Consider the following 12517-nt stretch of genomic DNA (forward strand, 5'->3'; position numbering starts at 1 on the left):
CGTAGTAACCTCTAATGCGCTTTTTCAGCAAGGTGGTGGTTGTATGTATAGAGTCATCCGAAAAATGACATGGAAGACGAAAAGGCGGTAAACCCGCCCTACTCCAATGCAGTTCGTGCCTGATATCAGGTTTGCTTTGGAACCGTTGATTGGCCGCTAAAGGCTCACTCGGTTTCGCACGTCATTTGCAAGGAGGCTCTATGCCTATCAATAAGATCCGCAACGTCGCCTTTGTCGGTCAAACGGGTACCGGCAAAACCACACTGATAGAAAAACTGCTCTACACCTGCCAAGCTACCAACCATTTAGGTTGTGTGGAAAAAGGCGATACGGTGACCGATTTCGACCAACAATCCATCCAATATCAACACAGTATCGAAGCCACCCCAGTCGCCCTAAGTTGGAACAAACACCGCCTCAATATCATCGACACTCCCGGACAGAGTGAATTACTCGGACGCACACTCAGCGTGTTCCCTGCCGTTGAAACTTCCGCGTTGATCATCGACCCACAAATGCCCATCAACCAAACGTCTGACCGCTTGTTCGCCTTTGCTAAAGAGCAGCAAAAGTGCCAGATGATCATCATCAACAAGCTCGACAATCACGGTAATCAACTTGAAGCCGTGATGGAAAACATCATCGAACACTTCGGTGACAACTGCTTACCAATCAACTTACCTTCAGCCGATGCTCAATCGGTCGTAGATTGCTATTTCGAACCAGAGATCGAACGCGACACCTTGCTCGCCAAAGTCGAAGAAGCGCATGAAACCTTAATAGACCAAGTGATTGAGGTCGATGAAGAGCTGATGGAACTGTATCTTGAACAAGGCTCAGAACTGACAGCAGAACAGCTGCATGATCCGTTTGAAGAAGCATTGAGAACCGGACACGTAATTCCAATCTGCTTTGTGTCGTCCGAAACTGGCGCAGGGGTAGAACTACTGCTGAGAACTCTTGCGGAAATCATGCCGATGCCAAATGAAGGCAACCCACCGCTGTTGGAGAAAAACGGCAAAAAGGTCAAAGTAAACTGTGAAGCACTTGAGCACAGCGTAGCGCATGTGTACAAGATCAGCGTCGATCCTTACATGGGCAAACTCGCTTACTTGCGTGTTTACCAAGGTGAAATCAACGCAGGCAGCCAACTCTACATTGGCGAAAGCAACAAAGCGTTCAAAGTCGGTCATCTCTACCAATTGCAAGGCAAAGACAGAACGGAGATCCCAAGGGCGCTTGCCGGCGATTTCTGTGTGCTCGCCAAAGTGGATGAGTTGGAATTTGATTCCATTGTTCATGACTCTCATGAAGAAGATGGCGTGCAACTCAAAACCCTCAACTTCCCTGATTCAATGTACTCGCTGTGCCTAAAACCCGTTAAGCGTGGCGACGAGCAAAAACTTGGGGATGTGCTGAATAAAATCGCCAGTGAAGACCCTTCTCTTCGAATCGAACATCGCGCACGTACTAATGAAACCATCATCAGTGGTCAGGGTGAATTCCACCTCAAAGTAGCGCTGGAGAAAATGTCTTCTGTTTACAAACTGGAAGTGGAAACCAGCCAACCAAGCGTCGAATACTTTGAGACCATAACCAAGCCAGCAGAAGGTCATTATCGTCATAAGAAACAGAGCGGCGGTGCTGGTCAATTTGGTGAGGTGCAACTAAAAGTACGCCCACTCGAACGCGGTGCAGGCTTCAAGTTCATCAATAAAGTGGTAGGCGGCGCGATTCCTACTGCGCTCATCCCAGCGGTGGAAAAAGGCATTGTTCAAGCACTAGAAGAAGGAGCGATTTCTGGTAACCCAATCAAAGATGTCGAAGTGACTGTTTACGATGGTAAATACCACTCGGTTGACTCAAAAGAAATCGCGTTTGTCATCGCAGGTAAGAAAGCCTTCTTAGATGCGATCAACAACGCAGACCCGATTGTGCTCGAACCGATTGTTCAAATGGAGCTTCATATTCCAACCGCGAATGTGGGTGATGTATCCGGCGATTTATCTGGTAATCGCGGTCTTATTGAAGGTACCGAGCCTATCGACGCGAACTTCACTATGTTAAGGGCGAAGTCTCCGGTCAACGAGTTGCAAGATTATGCTCGTCGTCTGCGCTCAATTACTGGCGGTGAAGGCAGTTTTAACATGACGCTCAGCCATTACGAACCAGCGCCACCAGCAGTACAAAAACAGGTCTGCAACGAAGCGACGCAGCAAAGCTAAGGCTTAACACATTTAACCTCACCAAACAAAAAACGCCCTCGAAACTTGAGGGCGTTGTTGTATTCATTTGAGGTCTATTTGTCTAACGACATACCAATATGTTCAAGCTTGGATTGGAACTGTTCAACACTGTCGGCTTTATAGGTAGGAGAACCGTTAAAATAGCGCGGCTTTTCTGGCAACATCGCGTTCTTGAGTTCTTGTTCCTGATCGACATTGTCATGGTACACCGTTACACGGTTTGGGATATCCTGTTTCATAAATGCCATTTTGGTTCTCCTTTGTTAAGACGAACCTTAAAGTTAAATGCGGTCAAAAAATAAGCAAAACAAGTTGTGTAAAAATTAGACATTCTCGACAGTTTTTATTGTTAAATCTGAAGAATTTTATAAAGCGAGCGTGAACTGAATTTTGACACTACGTCATCGAACTGGCAGCGAACTCATCCCATCCCCTACCAAACGTGCGCCTATTAGCATTTCCACAAATTATGTCTTTTTTTTGAGATTTTAGTCAGTAATGTGTGGATGCAAATAGCCTCATATTCAACTTACTCATAGAGGCGACCTTTTTCTTTTTGAGTTTTACTCGACTTGCTGATTCAGATGAATAGACGTGTTTTTGATAAACGCCCAACCATTGGCATCATCTTGCCTATGTTGAGCGGTTTTTATATGGGAGAGCTTAACGCCACGTTGCGCCAAATGGCTAAGCAACATGGGGTTAATTTGGTATTTATTCGTAGTGGGCATCGCCGAGACTTCGACCTGTCTGTTGCTTTGCATCATCTCGATGCATTGATGGTGGTTTTGCATTCTGCATCCGACCATCTGGTGCAAACGGCGCTGAGCAAAGGCATTCCTGTTTTGTCTTTGGGTGCAAGCTACGCACCGCTTGATGTTGAGCAGTTCATCAGCATACAAAGTGACGGCGTAAAAGCCTTGTATCGCTGGCTGTTGGAGCAAGGACATCAACGCATTGGTTTTTGTGGTGACTTGTCGGTCAACGATGTACGTTCACGCTTTAAAGCCTACCAACATGCTGCTACACAGCATCAAGGGGCTTTCAATCCCGAAGATTTCTTTAGCGTTAGCAACTGCTCATTAGCGGGTGGACGAGAAGCTGCCGTTGAGTTCGTGCAGCGCAACTCGCAATGTACGGCGGTTATTTGTGCTACCGACCACAACGCCATTGGCATGATGGAGCAGCTTAAGCACTTGCAAGTTGCCGTACCAAATGAAGTCGCCGTGGTTGGTATTGATAACGTCTTCTTCGGCAAACAAACTCAGCCACCGTTAACCACTGCCGATCAGCAATTGGAAGTTCTGGCACGCCGAGCATTTAGCCGAGCTATCGAGCGCATTCAAGGGGCTGCGTTTTCAAACCAGATTAACCAAGTGCCACAGAAACTGGTTATCCGTCAGTCCTGTGGTAATCACAATCCAACCTATGAATCAACAGAATGTCCGAACTCAATTCGTCATGCCCTGCTGAATGTGGAAGGCCGCTCTCCGGCAGAGATTTTTGAGAACTTCTATTCTCAAGCTCAGAACGGTTTTAACTCCATTCTTGACGCTCAAAGCTTGTATGGCAACAACCTCGATTGGGCATGTTTAGCGCAGTGCGATCAGGAGCAATATCATATCGAGAGTTGGGTCGAACAAGGCATGACCCAACCAACCACGCTGCCAAAACAGAGCACCGCAAGTGATGACATTCGTGATTTTCCTTTCCTTGAAGGTTGCGAACACTTTGTTGCGACAGTAATGCCAATTGCTACGGGGCAAAAAAACCAGTGGCAGTTAGTCGCCGTGGTTGATTCGCTTGAAGATCAACAAAACATCGGTACCCAATCTGTGTTCAACAACTATCTCGATATGTTGTCTCTGTTCATCGAACGTGATGCGCTACTCAACACCAGCACCTTACGCCAAAAGAACTCACAGCAACTGCTACAGCAACTCAAGGTGGTATCAAACAGCTCAAATGATGGTATTTGGGACTGGGATTTGACCAGCAATAAACTGCGTTGGAACAGTCGCTTGGTCAACATGCTCGGCAATGAAAACATCTCCCACAAACGCTACATCGATTGCGATCAGCTGTTCCAATTTATTCATCCAGAAGACATCGATCAATTAGAAGAACACATCCAAGCTCACTTGGTCGATAAAGTGGCGTTCAAAACCGAATTTCGTATTCGCAAACACGACAACAGCTATATCTGGGTGCAAGCCAATGGTTCTGCAGTACGCAACGCACAAGGTCATGCGGTGCGCTTTATTGGCTCAATGACGGATGTGACCGAGCAACGAGAAAGCGCGGCGAAGATCCATCATATGGCGTATTTCGATGCGCTAACGGGGGTCGCCAACCGCCGCAAAATCATGGAAGAGATTGTTGAACACATCAGCGTCAACCCAGATAAGCCTAGCGCCATCATGTTGATGGATCTCAACCGCTTTAAAATGATCAACGACTCTTTCGGACACCATGTCGGCGACGCTCTGCTTTGCCACATAACAAAAGAGTTAGAAAGTGTTTTGGTTGAGCCTCATACCATTGCGCGACTCGGCGGAGATGAATTCCTGTTCTTCTGTCATGTCAGCAATGCCGCCCAAGCCAACCAGATTGCTAGCATGATTTTGCGTACCATCGAAAAGCCAATGATTCATGAAGAGATGGAATTGGTCAGCCAAGGCAGTTTAGGTATTTCCTTCTACCCATCGGATGGCCATAGCCCTGAAGAGCTGGTCAAAAAAGCCGATATCGCCATGTATCAAGCGAAGCAACTCGGTGGGCGCAAAGTGGTGCATTACAACGACACCATGGAAGCGACGACACAAAGCTTAATTAAGTTCGAACACCACCTAAATCGCGCTTTAGAACAAAGCGAAATTGATGTGTTCTACCAACCTCAGTTGTGCCACAAAACGCAGCGTGTGATCGCAGTAGAAGCCTTGGCTCGTTGGCAATCTGAAGCGCTTGGCTTTGTCCCTCCAAGTCAGTTTATTCAGGTCGCTGAAAACGCAGGTATGATCTCGCGATTGGGAGAATACATTCTTAATCGAGTCTGTCGTGACGTGCAGCAATCTGTTTGGTTGCAATCGATGAGCCATATTTCGGTCAACATCAGTGCACGTCAGTTGGTACAGCCTTATTTTGCTGACGAGGTGATTCAAACCATCCTTAACTACCGATTGCCCTTGTCTCTGTTCTGCATCGAAATCACCGAAACAGCAGCCATTAGTGATTATGACTTGTGTGTGAAATCGCTTGAGAAGCTCAGAAAAGCGGGCATTACCATCTCTTTGGATGATTTCGGGACAGGCTTCTCTTCGTTGTCGTTATTGAAGAAGTTGCCATTGAGTGAAGTCAAAATCGACCGTTCTTTCATCGCCGACATCATCAAAGATCAATCCAACCTCGATTTCGTTTCCACTATGATTTTGATGGGCAGAAGTTTGGGCTATCGCGTGGTCGCAGAAGGGGTAGAAACCGCAGAGCATGTCTCGAGCTTAAGCGAACTCGGCGTCGATTTACTTCAAGGTTATTACTTCAGCAAACCCCAACCTATTTCTCAGCTAGAGCAACAATACACACCACTTGGTGCCGTTTAAACACAACAAGGCGAGCTCATGTGCTCGCCTTGTTCTGTTCTTCACCGTTGGTTTTAAATACTTCGCTCCAGAAAACCTTCTTGCCTAATCTAACTTCATTTCCATCAACGGTCGCCACATCTCGATGATCTCTTCTTCGGAAGGCATTTCGCTTTGCTCGATGGTTTTCACTACGCGACATGGATTCCCCACTGCAACGCAATCTGCTGGGATGTCTTTGGTCACCACGCTGCCTGCCCCAATAATCGCTCGGTCACCAATTGTCACGCCATCCAAAATGATGGCACCCGCACCAATCCACACACTATCACCGATCGTAATTGGGTTGCCCGTTGCTATGGGACGAACACGTTCGGCGAGCTCAAATGGATGCCCCGCCGTACTGATCACCACATTAGGACCAATTTGCACGTACTCACCAATATGAACAGGCGCAAGATCGAGAATGGTAACGCCAGCATTCAAAAAGCCACCTTGGGTAAAGTAAATGTTCTTGCCCATGTCACAATAGAACGGAGGCACGATGTTCACGCCGTTCGCACTGCCAAGAAGTGATTCGATGATCTCGGCTTTCTTTAAATGCTCAGAAGGTCGTGCGTGGTTAAAGTCATACAGCTTCTCCTTCACTTCGGTTTGAAACTCAAACAACTCAGGCGTAATAGGAATATGTACAGAAAAATCAGCCAGTTTACTACTCATCGACAACCTCTAAAGAACCAAGAACACATCGATAAATAATCGTAAATTCAGCCAGTTAACTACCAATTTTTCGCATCATTTCGCTAGGTATTTGCGAGCAACAACGCATTTTGATGTTGGCAATTGGACGCCCGATGTTTATCTTGAAATTCCATTCAGCATGGAAAGCAGATTGATGCCACGAAAAGAGCTAAGCCAGATGGGCAGCGCCCAAGTCTTCCTAACAGAAAAAGAAGGCCTTAAAGTCATTGAGAAACGCAACCCTACGCAGGTTGAAGTAGCGTTTTACCAAAAGCAATCTGCTAGATTTAATCAGCAAGGTATCCTTGTCCCAGAATTCATTGGGTTCGACGCTGAGCAAAATACGTTATGGATTGAGTACATTCCTCACCCAGTAGATCAAGCATTCCTTCAACAAGATCCAAGAGTTTTGAGGCGCCTTGCCCAAATTCATCAAACTCCACAGCCCACCAATAACGCCATATTTAAATCCCATACGTGGACAGATGAAGCAACAACATCAGCATTTGAAGCCCTCCACCTCGATGCTCAAACCGAGGCTCAGCTCCGACGTCTTCAAACCCAAGCAAAATGCCTCTTCAAGCCCCAAACTCTGCTTTCCGGAGACAGTAATGCAGGCAACTGGGGGCTAAGGGATAATGGCGAGTTGGTACTGTTCGATTGGGAACGTTTTTCTACTGGTCATCCTGCGATTGACCTATCGCCCTTAGTGTCAGGAATGGGCACCATGGAAGACTACAAACAAGTCGCAAAACAATACATAGCAATAGGTGGAAAGGGGATAGAATCAGAAATCACCACTGCAGTCCTACTAGCAAAAGCTTGGATCGTAATTGAAGTGACAAATTTGCTGGTTTCCAGAAACAATCCGCAAGCCAGCAAATATATAGAATGGTTTAGACAGACATTACCAAAGTGGTGCAAATCGGTGTCGTTAGAGGCAGGTTTAGCTGAGCGTTAGCTTATCGAACTCGGCTCTTGGATCTGATAGAGACGGCGCTCGTTGTCTGCGCAAGTGGTCTCGCAGTTACACACTTTATCAACGCCTACGTTATTCAAACCACCGCAACTACCTTGAATGCGTTTGTTGTGAAAGATTACGCCCAGTGACATCAACAAAATGATGGCTAAGAACCCAAGAAATGTGAACAACCAAACCATTACTTCACCTCTTTCACATAAGAAGAAACCAGTGCTTTTAGTTTCGTCGGACGAAGCGTCATACGTGTTTTTTTGGATTGAGATTGAGGATTAAGCAATAGCGACGGCGCTTCTTTGCTGCCACAGCCTCCGCAACCACCTTTCTTAGCGTGATTGATAGAAGGTCGGCCTTGCGTGGCAAGCGTTAATGGCGAACGCGGCACACCCATCACATCATCCAGTGAACTGCGAGTCGATAGCTTAAAGACTTGTTTACCACTGCTCAAAAGCTTACCCAGCGCACGTTCACCAATGTTGCGAACCAACACCGCATCTACTTTGTATTCTTGCAAAGATTGGATAAGTTGTGATTTTGCTTTGCAGCCAGCTTGTGGCATAGAAGCAATGTTAGCTAGATTCTTTAACAGTCCGTCTGAATCGGAATAAATCGCAATGTATGGGGCTTTAACAAAGTGATTGGCGACGCGTTCGCCGTCATTCGGAATAGCGTAAATCATGAGTTTGACTCCTGGTCAGGAAAAACAAGTGCATGACCCTCAACTAGGCTTTTCGCGACTTTAAAACGCGCGCTTTTAACCGTATTACCAAAGGTCTGGCGAGAGACTCCCATTTGGTCGGCGGCTTGTTGCTGGCTCAATCCTTCCAGATCGGCCAATCTCAATGCCTCTAGTTCTTCTGGCAATATGTTGACTTTCTCCAGCTCATAAAACGGTACGCCATTGGGCTTAAAACAATGGTGTGCTGCACGTCCACATATGCGTCTTTCTATTTTTGGTCTCGCCATCACATCCTCTCTACAAAACGCCTTAACCTTACGCTCGTTTATGGCATATGCCAATTATAGTTTTTAGCATATGCCAATATCTTAGTTTGCAAAAATCGTATTCATAGCGAAATATTCGTTAGACATCTAATAATAATGCAACAGCGCATACAAACCACCATACGATTCATTGACATGAGTCGATAAAAAACCTTTCATTTCTGTGGCTATTTTCATCAAAAATTCACCAACACTTTCACGCTCATTAACAAACAAAGCTATAATTCACCTAACACATTAGTTTGAACACTAATGATTAATTAGTTACCCTAAGTGAGCAATTTAGAGAAAGGAAACTCAATATGACGTACAAAACTCCCTTACTACTAGCGATTGGTGCGCTAGCAGCGACCAACGCAAACGCAAGTGAGTGTGGAACGGTTACCATTGCAGATATGAACTGGAACTCTGCAACACTGATTGCCAACGTGGACCGTTTTATTCTTGAGCACGGCTACGGCTGTGATGCCGAACTCATCCCTGGCGACACCATGCCAACTGGCACCTCAATGATCGAAAAAGGACAGCCCGATGTGGCACCAGAGCTTTGGAGTAACAGCCTTAAAGATGCACTAGATAAAGGTGTTGAAGAAAAGCGCCTACGCTATGCTGGTAAAGCACTCGTCGATGGCGGTGAAGAAGGTTTCTGGATCCCTGCCTACCTTGTTAAACAATACCCTGAAATGAAAACCATCGAAGGTGTGAAAAAACACGCGAAGCTGTTCTCTCATCCAGAAGACAAAGCAAAATCGGCATTTTACAGCTGCCCAGCTGGTTGGAACTGTCAAATCAGCGCCGGTAACCTTTTCAAAGCGATGGACCTTGCCGGATCAGGCTTTGATATTATCGACCCAGGGTCAAGTGCAGGTCTGTCTGGCTCAATAGCAAAAGCCTACGAACGTGAAGAAGCCTGGTTTGGTTACTACTGGGCACCAACTGCGGTTCTCGGTAAGTACGATATGGTGAAAGTGGATTTCGGTAGCGGCGTTGATGAGAAAGAATTTGTCAGCTGTACGACACAAGCTGATTGCGAAAATCCAAAACCAACCATGTACCCACCTTCACCGGTTCACACCATTACGACTGAAGAGTTTGCTTCACGCTCTCCGGCTGCATACAACTACTTCACTAAACGTGGTTTCACCAATGCAGACATGAACCAATTGCTGGCTTGGATGGAAGACAACCAAGCGGACGGTGAAGAAACCATGTTCCATTTCCTAGAAAACTACCCACAGATCTGGACCGCATGGGTTCCTCAAGACGTAGCTAAAAAAGTGCAAGGTGCACTGTAAGACTTAGACGTTTCGTAAATGGTATAGGAATACCAAAATTGTTGTATGCCGAGGCTCACTTGGGTCTCGGCAAGAAAAGGAAGTAAACATGTCTGACTCGAATTGGCTTAGCGAATTCCCAGAAATGGATCGCTCAGATCTCAGAGCTATCCGCAAAACCTTAGATGGTGCCTACCGCGATTTCTCTCGCGAATACGGCGACCTTATTGAATCATTCTTCGATCCTCTTCTCTCATTTCTCGTTTGGTTCGAAAAACTCCTCATTTCTACACCATGGATGATCATCCTTGGTGTATGTACCGCGTTGGTTTATGCCGCAAGCCGATCGTGGAAACTGGCTGTCGCGTGTTTCGTGTCATTAATCCTGATTGGGTACTTTGGCATGTGGGAAGACACGATGCGGACGCTCAGCATCATCACGGTGTGTACCATGCTCGCCATTGCGCTCGGCATTCCTATCGGTATTGCCATGGCACGCTCCAATCGCGTGCAATCCGTCGTGACACCACTGCTCGACGTGATGCAAACCATGCCCGCGTTCGTCTATCTGATTCCGGTCGTTATGCTCCTTGGTATCGGTAAGATCCCAGGTTTGATTGCTGTTGTGATCTACGCGATTCCACCAGTCATTCGTTTAACCAACTTAGGTATTCGACTGGTAGATAAAGAAGTGCTTGAAGCCGCTACTGCATTTGGTGCCAGTAAGAAGCAGCGCTTAGTCGGCGTGCAATTACCTTTGGCAATGCCAACCATCATGGCTGGTATCAACCAAACCATCATGATGGCGCTTTCTATGGTCGTTATTGCTTCGATGATTGGCGTAAAAGGCTTAGGTCAGCCAGTATTAAAGTCAATCACGAACCAGTATTTCACGCTTGGTCTGCTTAACGGCTTGGCAATCGTGGCGCTGGCGATTCTGTTTGACCGTGCATCGCAAGCTTACGCAAAACGAACGCAAGCACACCTAGGAGATCTGAAACATGACTAAGCCACTTATTGAAATCAGCGGCCTGTATAAGATCTTCGGCCGAAAACCAAATTCTGTTATCGACCGTGTTAAGCAAGGACAAAGCAAAGACCAAATTCTTGCTGATACCGGCCATACCGTTGGTTTAAAAGACATCAACCTGCAAATCAACAAGGGCGAAATCTTCGTTATCATGGGCCTATCTGGCTCTGGCAAGTCGACTATGATTCGTCACTTCAACCGTTTGATTGACCCGACTATGGGACAAATCTTAGTTGAAGGCGTCGACGTAATGCAGTTGTCCTCAAAAGAGTTGGAAGAGTTTCGTCGCCATAAGATGTCGATGGTATTCCAGCGCTTTGGTCTGTTGCCTCACCGAACTGTGGTCGACAACGTAGCTTACGGCTTAGAAATCCAAGGCATCAAGAAAGAAGCACGTCTTGCCAAAGCCAACGAATGGTTGGAAACAGTAGGCCTCAAAGGTTACGAGAACCAATACCCTGCACAACTTTCTGGTGGCCAGCAACAACGTGTTGGTTTGGCTCGCGCATTGGCGACCGACGCTGAGATCCTATTGATGGATGAAGCCTTCTCGGCGCTCGACCCACTGATCCGCAGTGAGATGCAAGATCAGCTAATTGAGCTGCAAGAGAAGCTACACAAGACCATTATCTTTATTACTCACGACTTGGACGAAGCGCTTCGCTTAGGCGACCGTATTGCTATCTTGAAAGACGGCGAATTGGTACAGCAAGGTTCTCCAGACGAAATTCTGCTTCATCCTGCTGATGAGTATGTAGAAGCCTTCGTTAAGGACGTTAACCGAGCACGCGCTCTGACCGTAGAAACCGTGATGCAGCCGCCAGCGTATCGCATTGCAGCGACGACCATTGAAGAAGCCTTGATAGAAATGAAACGCGTGAAGCAAGACTATGCCTACCACGTAACCGACGATGGCTATCAAGGTGTGGTGACCAAAGAGAGCTTGCTTGACGCTGCGAAAACCGATGCAGCACAAGAACTCGATGAAGAAATCTACGAAGAAGTGCCTGTTGTCTCTCCTGATTCTGTGATTGAAGAAGTGCTACCGGACACCATGTCTTGTGACTACTCACTGCCAGTTGTTGATGACGAAGGTAATCTGCAAGGCGAACTAGAACGAAGCGCCGTGGCCGAAATCTTCACGGATAATACCGAAGAGGAATCTCCGTCAAAGGAGGTCAAAACGCCACCAGCAATGGATAAGGCATCCTAATACGCAAAAGGCTCATCATCTGATGAGCCTTTTTGTTTGCTTTACTGTCTCTTCAATATTGGTGTTATTACTATCCCTACAGCCATATAAGCAGTGCAAAGATTAACAGAATCAACACGATACCAAGCAGAGCAATCCGTCCCCGCATTTCTGTCGAGACGGGACGATGCGGTCTTTTACCTAGCGTCAGAATATACAATCCCGCGTAACCGATACTGTAAGCAACCCTGTCTAAAAAAAGTTCGATCAACAACCAACGGATAAGTGCTCCCAATACCCTAAGCGCACCTATAACTAATTCTTCCATTTTCTTTCCTTTTCCTTCTTCTTTGCAAATCACTGACGTTAAAGAGTTTTTCTAACAGAGGCTGTTCAATGGTTTGCTTTGTTCTGACGCAGGTCTAGGAAACAAGTCTATTATTATCACGGTATACCTAAGTGACCTTAGCAT

Annotated in this window: 12 protein-coding genes; 6 read left to right on the forward strand and 6 right to left on the reverse strand. The window is 46.5% G+C overall.

The features are described from left to right. The first annotated feature begins 200 nt into the window (after positions 1–200). Positions 201–2225, forward strand: coding sequence for an elongation factor G (gene fusA, locus VCHENC03_RS11160; protein ID WP_009706370.1), 2025 nt, complete (start codon positions 201–203; stop codon positions 2223–2225). Positions 2226–2299: 74 nt separating this feature from the next. Here fusA and VCHENC03_RS11155 read toward each other — a convergent pair whose 3' ends face one another. Continuing rightward, positions 2300–2494, reverse strand: a complete 195-nt coding sequence (locus VCHENC03_RS11155) for a hypothetical protein (RefSeq protein ID WP_009697894.1) — start codon at positions 2492–2494, stop codon at positions 2300–2302. 336 nt (positions 2495–2830) lie between these two features. On the opposite strand from VCHENC03_RS11155, the gene VCHENC03_RS11150 reads away from it, so the two are divergent. After that, a complete protein-coding gene (locus VCHENC03_RS11150) occupies positions 2831–5845 on the forward strand; it encodes an EAL domain-containing protein (RefSeq protein ID WP_083481844.1) in 3015 nt (1004 codons plus the stop codon). Positions 5846–5929: 84 nt separating this feature from the next. On the opposite strand, the gene VCHENC03_RS11145 is transcribed toward VCHENC03_RS11150, so the two are convergent. Continuing rightward, a complete protein-coding gene (locus tag VCHENC03_RS11145; RefSeq protein WP_009706372.1) occupies positions 5930–6544 on the reverse strand; it encodes a sugar O-acetyltransferase in 615 nt (204 codons plus the stop codon). Positions 6545–6719: 175 nt separating this feature from the next. Between VCHENC03_RS11145 and VCHENC03_RS11140 the strand changes: the two genes are divergently transcribed. Next, complete coding sequence (locus tag VCHENC03_RS11140) at positions 6720–7526, forward strand: phosphotransferase (RefSeq protein WP_009706373.1); 807 nt, start codon at positions 6720–6722, stop codon at positions 7524–7526. Here VCHENC03_RS11140 and nqrM read toward each other — a convergent pair. From nqrM to VCHENC03_RS0125960, 3 genes are read right to left on the reverse strand one after another with little or no spacing between them, the layout of a single operon-like run. After that, complete coding sequence (gene nqrM, locus VCHENC03_RS11135; protein ID WP_009706374.1) at positions 7523–7726, reverse strand: (Na+)-NQR maturation NqrM; 204 nt, start codon at positions 7724–7726, stop codon at positions 7523–7525. The genes VCHENC03_RS11140 and nqrM overlap by 4 nt on opposite strands. Beyond that, positions 7726–8223 carry a NifB/NifX family molybdenum-iron cluster-binding protein gene (locus tag VCHENC03_RS11130; RefSeq protein ID WP_009706375.1) on the reverse strand — a complete coding sequence of 166 codons (498 nt, stop codon included), beginning with the start codon at positions 8221–8223 and terminating at the stop codon, positions 7726–7728. Before VCHENC03_RS11130 ends, nqrM begins: the two co-directional genes overlap by 1 nt. Further along, complete coding sequence (locus tag VCHENC03_RS0125960) at positions 8220–8510, reverse strand: DUF134 domain-containing protein (RefSeq protein ID WP_005452940.1); 291 nt, start codon at positions 8508–8510, stop codon at positions 8220–8222. Before VCHENC03_RS0125960 ends, VCHENC03_RS11130 begins: the two co-directional genes overlap by 4 nt. Positions 8511–8851: 341 nt before the next feature. Here VCHENC03_RS0125960 and VCHENC03_RS11125 point away from each other — a divergent pair, with 341 nt between their 5' ends. From VCHENC03_RS11125 to VCHENC03_RS11115, 3 genes are all read left to right on the forward strand, one after another. Next, positions 8852–9844 carry an ABC transporter substrate-binding protein gene (locus tag VCHENC03_RS11125; protein WP_005452943.1) on the forward strand — a complete coding sequence of 331 codons (993 nt, stop codon included), beginning with the start codon at positions 8852–8854 and terminating at the stop codon, positions 9842–9844. 88 nt (positions 9845–9932) lie between these two features. After that, positions 9933–10832, forward strand: a complete 900-nt coding sequence (locus VCHENC03_RS11120) for an ABC transporter permease (RefSeq protein WP_009706377.1) — start codon at positions 9933–9935, stop codon at positions 10830–10832. Beyond that, positions 10825–12066 carry a quaternary amine ABC transporter ATP-binding protein gene (locus tag VCHENC03_RS11115; RefSeq protein WP_009706378.1) on the forward strand — a complete coding sequence of 414 codons (1242 nt, stop codon included), beginning with the start codon at positions 10825–10827 and terminating at the stop codon, positions 12064–12066. The genes VCHENC03_RS11120 and VCHENC03_RS11115 overlap by 8 nt, the downstream gene beginning before the upstream one ends. 76 nt (positions 12067–12142) lie before the next feature. On the opposite strand, the gene VCHENC03_RS0125965 is transcribed toward VCHENC03_RS11115, so the two are convergent. Then, a complete protein-coding gene (locus VCHENC03_RS0125965; RefSeq protein WP_032802794.1) occupies positions 12143–12373 on the reverse strand; it encodes a hypothetical protein in 231 nt (76 codons plus the stop codon). Positions 12374–12517 lie beyond the last annotated feature (144 nt).

This window comes from Vibrio sp. HENC-03 (genome assembly GCF_000305755.2).
GTDB classification, from domain to species: Bacteria; Pseudomonadota; Gammaproteobacteria; order Enterobacterales; family Vibrionaceae; genus Vibrio; species Vibrio owensii.